Source organism: Neobittarella massiliensis (ex Bilen et al. 2018) (genome assembly GCF_900289145.1).
Taxonomy (GTDB): Bacteria; Bacillota; Clostridia; order Oscillospirales; family Ruminococcaceae; genus Neobittarella; species Neobittarella massiliensis.
Genome location: NZ_OKQO01000006.1, coordinates 91,145 through 105,900 on the forward strand (window position 1 = coordinate 91,145; position 14,756 = coordinate 105,900).

The 14,756-nt window shown below is 61.5% G+C and carries 17 protein-coding genes; 10 read left to right on the top strand and 7 right to left on the bottom strand.

Going from position 1 to position 14,756, the window contains the following annotated elements; genetic code table 11:
* The first annotated feature begins 14 nt into the window (after nt 1–14).
* The gene (locus C6Y32_RS09480) at nt 15–554 is read left to right on the top strand and encodes an NUDIX domain-containing protein (RefSeq protein ID WP_105205030.1); all 540 of its coding nucleotides are present in this window, start codon (nt 15–17) and stop codon (nt 552–554) included.
* Nucleotides 555–701: 147 nt separating this feature from the next.
* Here C6Y32_RS09480 and C6Y32_RS09485 read toward each other — a convergent pair whose 3' ends face one another.
* From C6Y32_RS09485 to C6Y32_RS09500, 4 genes are all read right to left on the bottom strand, one after another.
* The gene (locus tag C6Y32_RS09485; protein ID WP_105205031.1) at nt 702–1,307 is read right to left on the bottom strand and encodes a hypothetical protein; all 606 of its coding nucleotides are present in this window, start codon (nt 1,305–1,307) and stop codon (nt 702–704) included.
* Nucleotides 1,308–1,441: 134 nt separating this feature from the next.
* Nucleotides 1,442–2,116, bottom strand: a complete 675-nt coding sequence (locus tag C6Y32_RS09490) for a hypothetical protein (protein WP_105205032.1) — start codon at nt 2,114–2,116, stop codon at nt 1,442–1,444.
* Nucleotides 2,117–2,519: 403 nt separating this feature from the next.
* Nucleotides 2,520–2,900, bottom strand: coding sequence for a RidA family protein (locus tag C6Y32_RS09495; protein ID WP_105205033.1), 381 nt, complete (start codon nt 2,898–2,900; stop codon nt 2,520–2,522).
* Between the two features lie 159 nt (nt 2,901–3,059).
* Nucleotides 3,060–4,244 carry a MalY/PatB family protein gene (locus tag C6Y32_RS09500; RefSeq protein ID WP_105205034.1) on the bottom strand — a complete coding sequence of 395 codons (1,185 nt, stop codon included), beginning with the start codon at nt 4,242–4,244 and terminating at the stop codon, nt 3,060–3,062.
* 312 nt (nt 4,245–4,556) lie between these two features.
* Here C6Y32_RS09500 and deoD (C6Y32_RS09505) point away from each other — a divergent pair, with 312 nt between their 5' ends.
* The 4 genes from deoD (C6Y32_RS09505) (at nt 4,557) to deoD (C6Y32_RS09520) (ending at nt 7,547) form a co-directional block, all read left to right on the top strand.
* Nucleotides 4,557–5,252, top strand: coding sequence for a purine-nucleoside phosphorylase (gene deoD, locus C6Y32_RS09505; RefSeq protein WP_105205035.1), 696 nt, complete (start codon nt 4,557–4,559; stop codon nt 5,250–5,252).
* A gap of 55 nt (nt 5,253–5,307) precedes the next feature.
* Nucleotides 5,308–6,018 carry a purine-nucleoside phosphorylase gene (deoD, locus tag C6Y32_RS09510; RefSeq protein ID WP_105205036.1) on the top strand — a complete coding sequence of 237 codons (711 nt, stop codon included), beginning with the start codon at nt 5,308–5,310 and terminating at the stop codon, nt 6,016–6,018.
* A 104-nt stretch (nt 6,019–6,122) separates the two neighbouring features.
* Nucleotides 6,123–6,827 (top strand): purine-nucleoside phosphorylase, encoded by a 705-nt coding sequence (gene deoD, locus C6Y32_RS09515; protein ID WP_105205037.1) that lies wholly within the window; start codon nt 6,123–6,125, stop codon nt 6,825–6,827.
* Nucleotides 6,828–6,845: 18 nt separating this feature from the next.
* Nucleotides 6,846–7,547: a purine-nucleoside phosphorylase gene (gene deoD / locus C6Y32_RS09520; RefSeq protein WP_105205038.1), complete on the top strand. Its 702-nt coding sequence runs from the start codon at nt 6,846–6,848 to the stop codon at nt 7,545–7,547.
* A gap of 572 nt (nt 7,548–8,119) precedes the next feature.
* On the opposite strand, the gene C6Y32_RS09525 is transcribed toward deoD (C6Y32_RS09520), so the two are convergent.
* Together C6Y32_RS09525 and C6Y32_RS09530 are read right to left on the bottom strand one after the other, a co-directional pair.
* On the bottom strand, nt 8,120–8,617 hold the full coding sequence (locus C6Y32_RS09525; RefSeq protein WP_105205039.1) for a DMT family transporter: 498 nt from the start codon (nt 8,615–8,617) through the stop codon (nt 8,120–8,122).
* 23 nt (nt 8,618–8,640) lie between these two features.
* On the bottom strand, nt 8,641–9,063 hold the full coding sequence (locus C6Y32_RS09530) for a DMT family transporter (RefSeq protein ID WP_105205040.1): 423 nt from the start codon (nt 9,061–9,063) through the stop codon (nt 8,641–8,643).
* Nucleotides 9,064–9,311: 248 nt separating this feature from the next.
* Here C6Y32_RS09530 and C6Y32_RS09535 point away from each other — a divergent pair, with 248 nt between their 5' ends.
* From C6Y32_RS09535 to C6Y32_RS09555, 5 genes are all read left to right on the top strand, one after another.
* Nucleotides 9,312–9,911 carry a hypothetical protein gene (locus C6Y32_RS09535; RefSeq protein ID WP_105205041.1) on the top strand — a complete coding sequence of 200 codons (600 nt, stop codon included), beginning with the start codon at nt 9,312–9,314 and terminating at the stop codon, nt 9,909–9,911.
* Between the two features lie 80 nt (nt 9,912–9,991).
* Nucleotides 9,992–10,459, top strand: coding sequence for an ASCH domain-containing protein (locus tag C6Y32_RS09540; RefSeq protein ID WP_105205042.1), 468 nt, complete (start codon nt 9,992–9,994; stop codon nt 10,457–10,459).
* Between the two features lie 515 nt (nt 10,460–10,974).
* On the top strand, nt 10,975–12,060 hold the full coding sequence (serC, locus tag C6Y32_RS09545; protein ID WP_105205043.1) for a 3-phosphoserine/phosphohydroxythreonine transaminase: 1,086 nt from the start codon (nt 10,975–10,977) through the stop codon (nt 12,058–12,060).
* A gap of 51 nt (nt 12,061–12,111) precedes the next feature.
* Nucleotides 12,112–13,275 carry a phosphoglycerate dehydrogenase gene (locus C6Y32_RS09550; protein ID WP_105205044.1) on the top strand — a complete coding sequence of 388 codons (1,164 nt, stop codon included), beginning with the start codon at nt 12,112–12,114 and terminating at the stop codon, nt 13,273–13,275.
* A 295-nt stretch (nt 13,276–13,570) separates the two neighbouring features.
* Nucleotides 13,571–14,320: an SDR family NAD(P)-dependent oxidoreductase gene (locus tag C6Y32_RS09555; protein WP_105205045.1), complete on the top strand. Its 750-nt coding sequence runs from the start codon at nt 13,571–13,573 to the stop codon at nt 14,318–14,320.
* Nucleotides 14,321–14,442: 122 nt separating this feature from the next.
* On the opposite strand, the gene C6Y32_RS15385 is transcribed toward C6Y32_RS09555, so the two are convergent.
* Nucleotides 14,443–14,619: a hypothetical protein gene (locus C6Y32_RS15385; RefSeq protein ID WP_164998205.1), complete on the bottom strand. Its 177-nt coding sequence runs from the start codon at nt 14,617–14,619 to the stop codon at nt 14,443–14,445.
* Nucleotides 14,620–14,756 lie beyond the last annotated feature (137 nt).

Sequence of the window (14,756 nt, forward strand, 5' to 3'; positions counted from 1 at the left end):
AGGAGGCATCCCCTTTGGATCTGTTTGAAAAATGTATCCAGCAAAATACCGTGTTCGAGGGCCGCATCATCACCGTCTGCGACGACCGGGTCGAGCTGCCCGGCGGCCGCACCGCCGGGCGCGAAGTCGTGCACCATCTCGGCGGCGTGTGCATCCTCCCCTACGACGGCAGGTACGTCTATCTGGTCAATCAGTTCCGCTATCCCTATCGCGAAGTGGTGCGCGAGCTGCCCGCCGGCAAACTCGAAAAGGGGGAGGACCCGCTCCCCGCCGCCCGCCGCGAGCTGCGCGAGGAGCTGGGCGTCACTGCCGGCAGCCTCACCGACCTGGGGCTTTTCTACCCCACCCCCGGCTACTGCGACGAGGTCATCCACCTATACCTGGCCCAGCAGCTGCAGTTTGGCGACCAGGATCTCGATCCCGACGAGTTTTTAGAGATCGAGCAGATTGAGCTCGATCAGGCGGTGCAGGAGGTGCTCGACGGCGCCATCCCCGACGGCAAGACCCAAGCCGCCCTGCTCAAGTTCTACACCCAGCTGCAGCGGTTAAAATAGTCCGGTCTCGGCGTCCTGCATACCGGCTGGGGCGCGCTCTGCCGGCATAAAAAACAGCCCTTTACCGGTGCGCGGCGCGCACCATAAAAACAAGCGGGCAGCTCTCTGTGAGCTGCCCGCTTGTTTTTATGGTCTGCGCTCATACAGTCACCACGGGGGCGACATCGTGTCTAAAAGGCGCATCTCACAGGTGTACGACCAGTGGTGCTCGGGGTCTGTATAGTAGTTGAGCGTCCAGGTCGCCCCCACATACCCCTGGCCGGCCACCGCCTCGGTAAAGGCAGTGGCGTAGCAAAAGGCGCCGCTGGGCCGCTGTACGCCGGTCTGCACTGTATCGGTGCCGGCGCAGGCGTAGCGCAGGGCGGTGCTGGTCACCTCCACACCGCTGTCCTGCAGCTCATAATAGCCCGATACCGACGTCAGCAGGTAAGAGGAACCGGTGTTTTTATAAGTCAGGTGCAGGTAGACCCGGGAGGCGCCGTAGTCGTCCTCAAAGCTCTGGGTCGAGCTCGCTTCACCGGGGCCGCGCAGCTCTAACAAAAAGGCGTAGGTCTGTTCGCCAGCCTGCCCGCCGCCGGTCGGCCCCTCCACCAGCTGGCCGGCTATCCGCTGTGTGTTGCCGTCTCTATCGGTCAGGTAGGCGGTCGCTGCAGCCGGTGGTGTGCGCTGCACCGCCGTCCCACCGGCGCGCACCGGTGCCGCGCCCGTGAACAAGATCGCGGCCCCCAATAAAATAGCTGTCAGTTTACGCACTGTACTTCCCTCCTCTTGAGTGGCGTTGGCATCGCCGCCCGGTATGGGCCGATCATCTGTCCGCCGCCCCCTGCCGTATCCACTGCAGGCGCAGCGGATACGGCAGGCACAGCTGGCCTGCCCGGCCCCGTCGCTTATTTGCTGTAGGTCACGTAGAGCAGCCAATCGGCAGATAAGGCCTCGTCGCGCTGGGCGATCACAAAAAATTTTTTGTAGCCCTGGTCGTACAGCTGGCGAATATCCCCGCGCAGCAGCTCCACCACTGCCTCGGCGCCCGCAGTCGGATAGTCCGCCAGCCGCAGCGGCTCGGTGTGGCGGTCGTCTTTTACCGTCATCCACCGGTCCGGCGCCATGCCCAGCGCCTGCCCGTAATGCAGCGCCCCAGCGGTGATCGAGGCGATCTCCCCCTCAGAAAACACACCGTCATGGGGGCGGGGCGCATCGGGCCCTGCAACCGCAGCCGCAGCCGTATCCGCCGCCACCACCACGCTGATGTCGCTGCGGGCCTGCGTCTCTCCCCGCTGGTCTTTCAGCAGCACCAGCAGGTTGGTCTCTCCGGCTGTGACGCCGGTCACCGTTTTGCGGTCTTGGTCGGCAGTGGCGATATCTGTACACCCCACCTCCCACACCAGTTCCCAACCGTCCGGGGCATCTGGGGCCTCTATCAGCCCCGGCACCTCCGCCGTCTCACCGGCCACCACTACAATGCGGTCCACATCACTGTGCACTGCGGGTCGGGGCCGCTCTTCACCGCAACCAGCGAGCGCCGCCGCCAACATCAAAGTGATCGCCACAGCCCACTTTTTCATAACTGTCCCCTCTCTGGTAAACGGCCTATCTCCGTCGCCCTCAAAAAGGTCTGGCCGCTCCTTTTTCTGCCGCTGCGGTATGTATGGCCAAAGCCCGTCCATGTGCTCATGTGCTCATGTGCTCGTGTGCTCACGTGATCATGCACTCGTGTGTTCGCGTATGCACGTATTCTTGTATGCGCATGTTCGTATGCGGGTGCGGTCGTGAGCCCTCCAGAATGCTCTGCCCGCAGCTGCCGGCACCGCGCTCTCCTCTACCGCTCTACCCCTCAAAACAGGTCGTTGCCGGTGGCGGCTACCGCCGTCTATGCAAAAAAGAGCAGGCTTCGCCGCCACCGGCAAAAGCCCGCTCTCGCGCACGGGGCAGCGGCAAAGGTGCCGCCCCCCAAATTTTGTGCAGATGCTAGCGCACCGCCACCGCCTCGACCTCTACCAGGCCGCCCTTCGGCAGCGCCGCCACCTGAATGCAGGAGCGGGCGGGGTATTTCCCCTCGCCAAAATATTTGGCGTACACCGCGTTGACCGCGGCAAAGTCGCCCATGTCGGCCAAAAAGATGGTGGTCTTTACCACGTTGTCAAAACCGAGGTCCTGGCACTTCAAAATAGCCGCCAGGTTCTCCATCGCACACTCCGCCTGGGCCTCTACACCGTCGGCCAGCTCACCGCTTTTCATATCGATGCCCAGCTGCCCCGAGATGTACAGGGTGTCCCCGGCCATCTTGGCCTGCACGTAGGGGCCGATAGGGGCGGGTGCATTTTCAGTGAATACAGGTTTGATTTCCATTATAATTACCTCCAGATCTCACAAATTTACAATTACTTCACATATGTCGGTCGCCCACCGCGCCCAAAAAGGGACGAGCCGTCGCCAAACATCGCCCACTTTTTGCCCGCTCGGGCACTATACTGATTTAAAACAGATAAACTCTTTTCAAAGCGCTCTTCAGGCAAATCTTTTGTTGTACGCCGCCAGCAGGCTCTCCAGCGCCTCGGTCAGCATATCGCGCTGGCAGCCGATGTTAAAGCGCACAAAGCCTTTGCCGTTGGGCCCGTACACCCGGCCCATGTTGGCCGCTATCAGGCACTCTTTTTTCAGGAATGCGTCCAGCTCGTCGTCGTCAAGGCCCAGCCCGTTCATGTCCACCCAGGCCAAGTAGGTGGCCTCCATGGGGGTCACGTTGAGTTTGGGCATCTTGGCGATGTAGTCGCACAGCAGCCGGTAGTTCTGCTCGATCACGGCGATCAGCTCGTCCAGCCACTGGCCGCCGTGGCGGTACGCGGCCTCCACCGCCACGTAGCCCAACAGGTTGCCGCCCATGATGTCCAGCTGCTCGCTGGCGTTTTTCTGTATCTTCCCCCGCCGTACCTTGTCAGGTACGATGAGGATGGAGTTCTGCAGCCCCGCCAGGTTAAAGGTCTTGGTGGCGGCGGTTATGGTGATGGTGTTCTCCAGCGCCTTCTGGCTGGTCGAGGCGGTGGGCAGGTGCTCGTACCCCTCGAACACGATATCCTGGTGGATCTCGTCAGATACGATCAGCACCCCGTTTTCCACACAGATGTCCACCATGCTGTCTATCTCCGCCTTGGTCCACACCCGGCCCACCGGGTTGTGGGGCGAGCAGAGGATAAACACCTTCACGTCGTTTTCCCTGATGGTCCTGGCAAACAGGTCCAGGTCCACCCCGTAGTGGCCGCGCTCATCCCGCTGCAGCGGGCACTCTACCAGCGTGCGCCCCTGGTTTTTAATGGCCGCAAAAAACGGGTTGTACACCGGGGTCAGCACCATCACCTTGTCGCCGGGCTGGGTGAACAGGTTCACCGACCAATACACCCCCGGCACCACCCCGGGCGAAAACAGGATCCAGTCCTTTTCAATGGCAAAGTTGTGCCGCGTCTTCTCCCACTCCACAATGGCCTCTAAGTAGCTGTCCGGGGTGATCGAGTAGCCAAACACACCGTGGGCCACCCGCTCCTGCAGCGCCTTCACCACTTCCGGCGGCGACACGAAATCCATATCGGCGATCCACAGCGGGTACTTGCACTCGGCGCCAAAGCCGCCGGCCATCCCGTCCCACTTGGTAGAGTTGGTGCCATAGCGGCTGGGGCAGCTGTTAAAATCATATTGCATCACAGTACACACCTTTCTGCGTGGCACAGGCCACTAAAAGTTTCCATCTCTATTGTAACACAGCGCGGCCGCGCAAAAACAGTTGTAAATGTTTACGGTTTTCTGCGGGACATACTGTGAAATTGCCTAGTTTTTCTCGATTTGTTGAGCGGAATACACAAAACCGGCCTGTTTCGAGAAAATTTACAAAGCCACCCTTAACAAAAGACCCCGAATGCTGTACAATTGTGGACAAGATATGCCCGGTCCTGGGGCGCTGTGTGCCCGGTGGCCCGCAGGCAGTCTCACGCACCGAAAAAAGGAGGACGATCCATGAGCTTTCACATTGGGGCGCAGCAGGGCCAGATAGCCAGCCGCATCTTGCTGCCCGGCGACCCGCTGCGGGCCAAATACATTGCCCAGCAGTACCTCACCGGCGCCGTCTGCGTCAATAAAGTCCGGGGTGCCTACGCCTATACCGGCACCTATCAGGGCAAAGACATCACCGTCATGGGCACCGGCATGGGCATGCCCCAGGCCACCATCTATTTTACCGAGCTGGCCCGCGACTACGGCACCAAAACGATGGTGCGTATCGGCACCTGCGGCGCCTGGCAGCCCGACATGAAATTGATGGACATCGTGCTGGCTACCGGCGCCTGCACCATGAGCGGCATGAACCGCCGCATCTTCCCGGGCGAGTTCGCCCCCATCGCCGATTTCGAGCTGTTAAACACCGCCTACGAGATCGCCGGCCAAAAAAATATTCCCGTGCGGCCCGGCCTCATCAATTCGCTCGACGCCTTCTACGGCGATAAGAGCGACGTGTGGCAGCGCTACGGCGTAGTCGCCGGCGAGATGGAGGGCGCCGCCCTCTACACGGTGGCCGCCCGCTACGGCGCCCGCGCGCTGACCATGCTCAGCGTCTGCGACAGCCACTATTCCAGCGACGAGCTCACCGCCGAGCAAAAAGAGCAGAGCCTCGATACCATGGTCCAGATCGCTCTGGACACCGCTGTCGCCTTTTAGCGGCGGCCCCAACAACGTCCCGTAAACACAGTCACACATAAAAGGAGGACACACAATGAGCGTACATATTGGCGCAAAACCCGGCGATATCGCCGAGAGCATCCTGCTGCCCGGCGACCCGCTGCGGGCCAAATACATCGCCGAGAATTTCTTAGAGGACGCCGTCTGCTTTAACGAGGTCCGGGGCATGCTCGGCTTCACCGGCACCTACAAAGGCAAAAAAGTTTCGGCTATGGGCACCGGCATGGGCATGCCGTCCATCTCCATCTACGCCACCGAGCTCATGCGCGAGTTCGGGGTCAAAAACCTCATCCGCATCGGCACCTGCGGCACCATCGCCGACGATCTGCACCTGCGCGATGTGGTGCTGGCCATGGGCTGCTGCACCGACAGCCAGATGAACAACCTCATCTTCCCCGGCTCCTACTGCCCGGTCGCCGATTTCCAGCTGCTGCGCACCGCCTATAAAACCGCCAAAGAGACCGGTATCAACGTGCGGGTGGGCAACGCCATGTCCGGCGACGCCTTCTACGGCTACGACGATCCCAAGGGTAAAAACTGGAAGGAGTACGGCGTGCTGGTCGGCGAGATGGAAGGTGCTGCCCTCTACACCTGCGCCGCCCGCGAGGGCTGCCGCGCGCTGATGATGGTCTCGGTCACCGACGGCGTCCCCGGCGAGGAGAAACTCACCTCCGAGGAGCGCCAGACCAGCCTCAACACCATGATCACGCTGGCACTCGATACCGCGGTCAACTTCCAGGGCTGATCTGCCGCCGATCATATTTATTGTAAAGGTCCGTGCGGAGCGCTCCGCCGGTCGTATAAAGAGGGGCCTGCCCCCACCTACGTGATTTTAAGGAGGAACTACACATGAGCTTTCATATCGGAGCCAAAGAAGGTCAGATCGCCAGCCGCATCCTGCTGCCCGGCGACCCCATGCGTGCAAAATACATCGCCGAGAAATTTTTAGAGGGCGCTGAGTGCGTCAACAAAGTACGCGGCGCCTACGCCTACACCGGCAAATATAAGGGAAAAGACGTCACTGTCATGGGTACCGGCATGGGCATGCCCCAGGTCTCCATCTACTTCACCGAGCTGGCCCGCGACTACGGCACCAAGACCATGATCCGCATCGGCACCTGCGGCGGCCTGCAGCCCGACATGAAGCTGCTCGACGTCGTGCTGGGCACCGGCGCCTGCACCACCAGCGGCATGAACCGCCGCATCTTCCCGGGTGAGTACGCCCCCATCGCCGATTTCGAGCTGCTCAATCGCGCCTACGAGATCGCCGGCGAGAGAAACATCCCGGTCAAGACCGGCCTCATCAACTCCATCGACTCGTTCTACCGCGACAAATCCGAAAAAGACAAAGTCTGGACCCAGTACGGCGTTATCGCCGGCGAGATGGAAGGCGCTGCCCTGTACACCATCGCCGCCCGTTACGGCGCCCGCGCGCTGACCATGCTGTCGGTCAGCGACGGCCCCTACATCGATACCATCCTCTCGTACGAAGAGAAGGAGCAGGGCCTCAACAACATGATCCAGATCGCGCTGGATACCGCCATCGAGTTTTAGTAAAGGAGGATACCGGTTATGAGTGTACATATTGGTGCAAAGCCCGGCGATATCGCCGAGAGCATCCTGTTGCCCGGCGATCCGCTGCGGGCAAAATATATCGCCGAGAATTTCTTAGAGGACCCCGTCTGCTTTAACGAGGTCCGGGGCATGCTCGGTTTCACCGGCACCTACAAAGGCAAAAAAGTCTCGGTCATGGGCACCGGCATGGGTATGCCCTCTATCTCCATCTACGCCACCGAGCTCATGCGCGAGTTCGGGGTCAAAAATCTCATCCGCATCGGCACCTGCGGCGGCTTGGCAGACGGCATGCACCTGCGTGACGTGGTGCTGGCCATGGGCACCTCCACCGACAGCCAGATGAACAACCTCATCTTCCCCGGCTCCTACTGCCCGGTGGCCGATTTCGAGCTGCTGCGCACCGCCTATAACGCCGCCAAAGAAGACGGCATCAGCATCCGCGTGGGCAACGTCCTGTCCTCCGACGCCTTCTATTCCTACCCCGACCCCAAAGCCGCCAACTGGAAAGAGTACGGCATCATGGCCGTCGAGATGGAGGGCGCCGCCCTCTACACCTGCGCCGCCCGCGAGGGCTGCCGCGCGCTGATGATGCTGTCGGTCACCGATGGTGTCCCCGGCGAGGAGCTCACCGCCCAGGAGCGCGAGACCAGTCTCAACACCATGATCACGCTGGCACTCGATACCGCGGTCAAGATGTAGGCTTTTCGCACAACAACCCATCTTAGTTAGCTTTAAACGGGTAGATACTGCGCCTAGATCAGTAGTGCGAAAAGTACAAGGACGGATCTCGGGGCGCAGCCCCTCGCGCCGCTTGGCGGCGGCGCCGTTCTTGCGGCCTGATCGTTTTACGGTGTAGGCTTTTCGCACAACCGCCCATTTTAGCCGACTTTAGACGGTTAGGTACTGCGCCTAGACGGGCAGTGCGAAAAGCGCAAGAACGGCTCTCGGGGCCCAGCCCCTCGCGGCCTGATCGCTTTACGGTGTAGGCTTTTCGCACAACCGCCCATTTTAGCCGACTTTAGACGGTAGCGTACTGCGCCTAGACGGGCAGTGCGAAAAGTGCAAGAACGGCTCTCGGAGCCCAGCCCCACCGTCAGCACGGCCCTTATATCAGAGATCCAAAAGAAGGCAGGTCGCCATCGACGACCTGCCTTCTCTTATTTTTATATTTGCAGTGTACAGTATGCAGTGTGCGCATGCCCCGTGCGACGTATCCGCCCAGACGGTCAGGCCCGGTTTGGCGCTATCTTTGCCTCTGCGCATACCGGTCGTCACCGCTCTACAGCCGTCACCTCAGCTTGTTCTGTGTCCGGCTGGCCCTCTGTCTCGGTGCCGTCGGGCCGCGCCAAAAATTTGTCCAGCACCAGCCCGGCCGCCACCAGTAAAATACCCGCCGTGCGCGGCAGCGAAAATTTACCCAGCAGCAGCCAGTCGATGAGCAGCCCGGTGCCCAGCTGGCCGGCCAGCATCAGCACCGTAGACGAGATCACCGGCACCTTGGGCATCGATACCACCGTCAGCAAAAGCGACAGCAACCCAAATACCCCGCCCAGGTAGTACACCGGCGGCACACTGCCCAGCACCGCGGGCGAAAACAGCGCCGTGGCCCCGGTACACAGCGCCAGCACCAGCGCCAAAGCGCTGGCGATCAGGTAGTTGATCAGGGTGCCGTTCTCGGTCCCCAGCCGCTGGGCCACCTGCACATTTACCAGCTTCGACAAAATGCCGATGCAGCCGCCCGCCAGTGCCAAAAAGTAAGCCAGTATCATCTTCGCTCACGCCCCTCTCCCGCTCAAAAGCACACCAGCAGCACCAGCCCGGCCGCCATCAGGCAAAAGGCCGGCAGCCGCCGCGGCTTAAAGGCGGTCTTTTTCATGCCCAGCAGGCCAAAATGGTCGATGATAGCCGACAGTACCATCTGTCCGGTCACCGACAGCGCCACCGCCGTGGCCACGCCGATGCGCGGCGTACAGTAGGCGTTGGTGCTCACCAGCGCCACCCCCAAAAAGCCGGCGGCGTACAGGTAGGGGGGGATGCCCCGCAGCCGTATCTTCTGCCGCTTCACCAGCTTTAAGTACAAGATCAGCAGCACCGCCCCGATGCTGTGTACGATAAACGTCACTTCAAATATGCCCAGGTACCCGCTCAGTTCGCCGTTTAGGCTCTGCATCAGCGACAAAAAACACCCGGCCAGCAACAGCAGCCAAAAGTCCACTACCTCGCCCCTCTCCTCCTAAAACAATGCCTTACCGGTACTGTAGCACAAAACTCCGCGGGGGAAAAGGACAGCTGGCCGCCGTTCCTTCTTTTCTCCATATTGCAGCGAAAAGAGCCCGTTTTTTCGCCGCTCTGCCCATTTTTTGCCGCCCGGGCCCGATCTGCTTGCCCTGCCGCCGCCATCCGTGGTACAATCGGGCCATACAGCCCGCCCCCGCGCGCAGGGGCCAAGAGGAGGATGCGACCATGAAACAGCTGATGGGGCCGCTGCTGGTGATAGCGGTCATCGCCGCCGTATCGGCGGGTATATACTGGGCGGTGCGCCGTCTGCAGCGCTCGTTTGCCGGCGGGGTCTACCGGGCGGTGGTGCACCTGGCCGGCAGTGCCGCCACCGCCGTTCAGCCCGAGGAGGTCGGCCCCCGCTCGGTGTCCAACTGCACCGCCCTCTACCTGCCCCAGATCCAAAAAGACTTCCCCGGCTTCGATGTCGATGCTGCGCTCGCCGCCGCGGCCGCCCATCTAACGGGTCGTTTCTTGTCCGGCAAAGATGGGGTGCAGGTACATCAGTGCGCCATCAGTGCCTACCGGCGCGAGCGCCTTAAAAAAACCATCACCTTCCAGCTGTCGGCCCAGTACCGCACCGCCGGCCCGCAGGGCCCCAGCATCCGGCAGGTCAAATACAGCTGCGATTATACCGACCACACCGGCCCGGTCTCCTCTCAGGGCAACTGCCCCCAATGCGGCGCCCCTATGGAGAGCGAGACCGCCGCCAAGTGCGCTTTTTGCGGTTACCTGTTCGGCGGCGGTGCCGGCCGCTGGGCATTTTCCGGCGAGCGCGAGCTCTAGCGCTAACGCTGGCTCTCATGCCCCGCCCCTATTCACCGGGCAGAACACCGCCCCTATCCGCTCATAGCGGGGGTAAGCATATGCAACAGCAACAGAAAGAGATCATCGACGCCTACTGGCGCGGCTTTTTACAGCAGACCGGCCGCCCGGCCGACCTGCGCTACTGCGACTGCTATCACTTCGACAACAGCGAAAAGTGGGCCAGCAAGCTGCTGCAGCTGGTGCTGGCAGGCCAAAAAAGGGCCACCTCCTCCAGCGCGCACTTCTTTACTGCCCATCAGCTGCCGCTGCCAGAGGTCGGCGACTGCTCGGTCATCACCGATTGGGCCGGCACGCCCCGCTGCATCGTCGAGACCACCGCCGTCACCATTCTGCCGTTTCGCGACATCACCTTCGATATCTGCCGCCGCGAAGGGGAGGACGACGATCTGGAGTCCTGGCGGCAGGGCCACATCCGCTTTTTTACCGAGGACGGCCGGGCCGAGGGCTATACTTTCTCCTGGGATATGCCGGTCGTGTTCGAGGATTTCAAGGTCGTCTACCAGTAGCGCCCCACCGGTCAGAGCGGTCCTATCCGCGGGCGGCACACCTGTTTTAAAGCGGGTGCGCCGCCCGCTCTTTTTATCCCCCGGCTCCCGGCTCCACCCGCGCGGTCTCTCCGGCGTCCCAAGTGGCAGCCCACCGCTCAGCCGGCAGCTCCCGGCTGGCCTCCTGCTCCTCTGCCCCACCTGCCCCACCTGCGCCCCCTGCCGGGCCGCCAAAACTACACGACTATTTGGCGAGGATTTTGGTATCTTCAACAACGCCGGGCCGCCACTTTTTTTGCCCTGCGCACAAAAAAGAAAACTGTGTTTGACACAAAAACAGTTTTTCGTCACTGGTGCACATAGCTGTCGACACCGTCTTACCCGCTGCGCTTGACGAACGGCCCCGCTTGGCCTAGAATAGGTTACAACTTCCGCCGGTGCCGGCACATTGCCAGTGCCCGGCCCCAGCCGGCGCGGCCCGTCCAGGCCGTCAGCGCACCCGCCAGGGAAGAAAATTTTTATCGGGAGGGACAAAAATGGCAAGAGTATACAATTTTAGCGCCGGCCCGTCGGTACTGCCCGAATGGGTCCTGCAAAAAGCCGCTTCGGAAATGATGGAGTACGGCTCATCAGGCCAGTCTGTAATGGAGATGTCCCACCGCTCATCAGATTATCAGGCGATCATCGACAGTTGTCGTCAGTCACTGGTCGATACGCTCCATATACCCGAGGACTACGAAGTGCTGTTTTTGCAGGGGGGCGCGTCCACCCAGTTTGCCATGATACCGCTCAATCTCATGAACGGTTCTGGCCGGGCGGATTTTGTGCTCACCGGCCAGTGGGCCAAAAAGGCCTATCAGCAGGCGGCCAAATACGGCCGGTGCAACGTCGTAGCCTCGTCTGAAGACGGGGTCTTTTCTTATATACCCCAGATCGACGCGCAAAAGCTCGATCCACAGGCCGACTACCTGCACATCTGCTACAACAACACCATTTACGGCACCCGCTTCCCCACCCTGCCCAGCTGCGGCAGCGTGCCGCTGGTGGCCGATATGTCCTCCAGCATCCTGTCCGAGCCGATCGATGTCTCTAAATTTGGCCTCATCTACGCCGGCGCCCAAAAGAACATGGGCCCCGCCGGCCTCACCGTGGTCATCATCCGCAAAGACCTCATCGGCCACGCCCGCGACATCACCCCCATCATGCTCGATTACAAGACCCACGCCGATGCCGGCTCCATGTATAACACCCCGCCCACCTATGCCATCTACATCTGCAAGCTGGTGCTGGACTGGCTCAATAACGAGATGGGCGGCATCGAGCAGATCCAAAAGATAAACGCCCAAAAGGCGGCCCTGCTCTACGATTATCTCGACGAAAGCAAGCTGTTCTCGGCCACCGTGCAGGGTGAGTGCCGCTCGCTGATGAACGTGCCGTTCGTCACCGGCGACAAAGATCTCGACGCCCAGTTCGTCAAAGAGGCCACCGCCCAGGGGCTGGTCAACTTAAAGGGCCACCGCACTGTGGGTGGCATGCGCGCCTCCATCTACAATGCCATGCCGGTAAAAGGCGTGCAGGCGCTGGTCGACTTCATGGCCAGGTTCGAGGCCGCCCACCGCTAGGGTGGGTCCATCCCGGCGGCCGCTGGGCCGCCGCTTAAAGGAGGAACTGCTTTGTTTCACATAAAAACGCTCAACCCCATCAGCGAGGTGGGAACCGGCCGCCTGCCGGCCGACCGCTACACCGTCGCCGCCGACGTGCCGGCGCCCGATGCCGTCCTGGTGCGCTCGGCCGATATGCACACCTATGACCTCGAAGACAGCCTGCTGGCCATCGGCCGGGCCGGCGCCGGGGTCAACAACATCCCCGTCGACACCTGCAGCCAGCACGGCATCGTGGTGTTCAACACCCCCGGCGCCAACGCCGGCGGCGTCAAAGAGATGGTCCTCTGCGGCCTGCTGCTCTCCTCCCGCAAGGTCCCGGCCGCCCTGCAGTGGGTGCAGACCCTTAAGGGCCGCGGCGACGAGGTGGGCAAACTGGTCGAAAAGGGGAAAAAACAGTTTGTCGGGCCCGAGCTCGCCGGCAAGCGGCTGGGGGTCATCGGCCTGGGTGCCATCGGCATCCGGGTGGCCAACACCGCCCGCCACCTGGGCATGGAGGTCATGGGCTACGACCCCTACATGTCGGTCGACGCCGCCTGGAAGATGTCGCGGGCCATCATCCACGCCAAAGACCTGGCCGAGATCTACACCACCTGCGACTACATCACCCTGCACGTGCCCTACACCAAAGACACCGCCGCCATGATCGACGCGCAGGTCATCGCCAGCATGAAGCCGGGGGCCCGCATCTTAAACTTTGCCCGCGGTGAGCTGGTCGACAGCCAGGCGGTGCTCTCGGCGCTGGACAGCGGCCACCTGGGCTGCTACGTGACCGATTTCCCGCAGGATTGCCTGCTGGGCCACCCCGGTGTAGTGGCCATCCCCCACCTGGGGGCCTCCACCCCCGAGAGCGAGGATAACTGTGCGGTCATGGCCGTCGAGGAGCTGCGCGACTACCTCGAAAACGGCAACATCAAAAACTCGGTCAACCTGCCCGCCGCCACGATGGTGCGCTCCGGTACGGCCCGGCTCTGTGTCATCCACCAAAATATCCCCGCCATGATCAGCAGTATCGCCGCCGCCGTCAGCGACGCCGGCCTCAACGTCGAGAACCTGCTCAACAAATCCCGCGGTGAGTACGCCTACACCATGATCGACGTCAACGCCGCCGTGCCCCAGCCGGTCCTGCAGCAGATAGCTGCGATCGACGGGGTGGTGCGCGTCCGCGCGATCTGACCACTGCGATCTGTTTCCCGATAAGCGCCCGGCCCGCTCATGCGGGCCGGGCGCTCTCTTTTGGCTTTTCCCCACGCCCCTGCCGCCGAGGGAAAAGTGGTTGCCAAAACTACACAAAAATGGTATATAATAAAAACAGCTTATTTTTTCCCCGGCCCTCTCCGGGCGGCCGGTGGTACATCTGCGGTCTGTATCGGCGCCGGTGCATATTGCCGCCCCTGCCGGTGTAGGCTATAACGAGCGCAAAAAACGATGTGGCGGCCGCACCGTGGCCGCCATAAACAGGGGGATTTTGATGAAACTACAGGATAAAGTCGCCATCGTCACCGGTGGCTCGCGGGGCATCGGCTACGCCGTCGCCGCCGCCTTTGTAAGCGAAGGGGCCAAAGTCGCCCTCTGCGGCAGTCGGGCCGCGTCGGCCAAAAAAGCGGCGCAAAAGCTGTGTGCCCAGTACCCGCAAGCGGAGCTGCTGCCGCTGGGGGTCGACGTGTCCAGCAGCAGCCAGGTAGAAGCGATGGCCGCCGCCGTAATGGAGCGCTGGGGCCGGGTCGATATCCTGGTCAACAACGCCGGCGTCACCTCCACCAAGCAGATCTTCGATATGACCGACGAGGACTTCGACGCCGTGCTGCGCATCAACCTCTCCGGCCCCTTCCGCTGCATACGGGCGGTGGCCGGCATCATGAGACGGCAGGGCGGCGGCAGCATCATCAACACCAGCTCTATGGTCGGCACCTACGGCGGCAAAATGCAAACGGCCTACTCCTCTTCCAAATTCGGCGTCAACGGTCTCACCAAGTCCTGCGCCAAAGAGCTCGGCCCCTACGGTATCCGTGTCAACGCCGTCGCCCCCGGGGTGGTGGGCACCGACATGGTCGCCCAGTCGGTAGACGACCGCATGCTGGCCGCCCTTCAGTCTCTCACGCCGCTGGGCCGCATGGCCACCCCCGACGAGCTGGCCGGCGCCTATGTGTATTTGGCGTCCGACGACGCCTCTTTTACCACCGGCACCATCCTCCACGTCGACGGCGGCATCGTCATGTAGGGATGCGGCATGTCTGTAATGCTCAAACACTGCCCCGGCCCCCGGTAATAAATGTATAACAAAAAAAGGGGCGCTGTACTGCGCCCCTTTTTTTGCCGCCGCTGCGGCCGGCCTTTGGCATTCTAGCGCATCATCGAAGATACGTCGTTTACCAGGCTTCCCATGGTCTTCATGGCCTTGTTGGCGGTCTTTTTCAGCTGGCGCTTGTTGGTGTTCATCAGCCCCACGCCCACGGCGGCTGCCGCCGCGCCGATGGCCATACCCATGGCCACATTTTTTGCACTGCCGGTTCTCTTCATCGGGTGCACCTCCTTTAAACTCCAGTTTACGGTATTAGTATGGCCGCCAGCGCCGCGAATACACCGCCGCGCCAAACAGGGATTTTTTTCAGTTTTTTACGCACATCGATTTTTTGACACGGCGTTTTGTGCTATAA

Excerpts from the sequence above, each read along its gene's own strand:
- deoD (WP_105205036.1), top strand. The coding sequence starts at position 5,308 with ATGAGCGTACATATTGGCGCAAAACCCGGCGATATCGCCGAGAGCATC.
- deoD (WP_105205037.1), top strand. The coding sequence starts at position 6,123 with ATGAGCTTTCATATCGGAGCCAAAGAAGGTCAGATCGCCAGCCGCATC.
- deoD (WP_105205038.1), top strand. The coding sequence starts at position 6,846 with ATGAGTGTACATATTGGTGCAAAGCCCGGCGATATCGCCGAGAGCATC.
- deoD (WP_105205035.1), top strand. The coding sequence starts at position 4,557 with ATGAGCTTTCACATTGGGGCGCAGCAGGGCCAGATAGCCAGCCGCATC.
- C6Y32_RS09535 (WP_105205041.1), top strand. The coding sequence starts at position 9,312 with ATGAAACAGCTGATGGGGCCGCTGCTGGTGATAGCGGTCATCGCCGCC.
- C6Y32_RS09490 (WP_105205032.1), bottom strand. The coding sequence starts at position 2,116 with ATGAAAAAGTGGGCTGTGGCGATCACTTTGATGTTGGCGGCGGCGCTC.
- C6Y32_RS09500 (WP_105205034.1), bottom strand. The coding sequence starts at position 4,244 with ATGCAATATGATTTTAACAGCTGCCCCAGCCGCTATGGCACCAACTCT.
- C6Y32_RS09495 (WP_105205033.1), bottom strand. The coding sequence starts at position 2,900 with ATGGAAATCAAACCTGTATTCACTGAAAATGCACCCGCCCCTATCGGC.
- C6Y32_RS15385 (WP_164998205.1), bottom strand. The coding sequence starts at position 14,619 with ATGAAGAGAACCGGCAGTGCAAAAAATGTGGCCATGGGTATGGCCATC.
- C6Y32_RS09525 (WP_105205039.1), bottom strand. The coding sequence starts at position 8,617 with ATGATACTGGCTTACTTTTTGGCACTGGCGGGCGGCTGCATCGGCATT.
- serC (WP_105205043.1), top strand. The coding sequence starts at position 10,975 with ATGGCAAGAGTATACAATTTTAGCGCCGGCCCGTCGGTACTGCCCGAA.
- C6Y32_RS09540 (WP_105205042.1), top strand. The coding sequence starts at position 9,992 with ATGCAACAGCAACAGAAAGAGATCATCGACGCCTACTGGCGCGGCTTT.
- C6Y32_RS09555 (WP_105205045.1), top strand. The coding sequence starts at position 13,571 with ATGAAACTACAGGATAAAGTCGCCATCGTCACCGGTGGCTCGCGGGGC.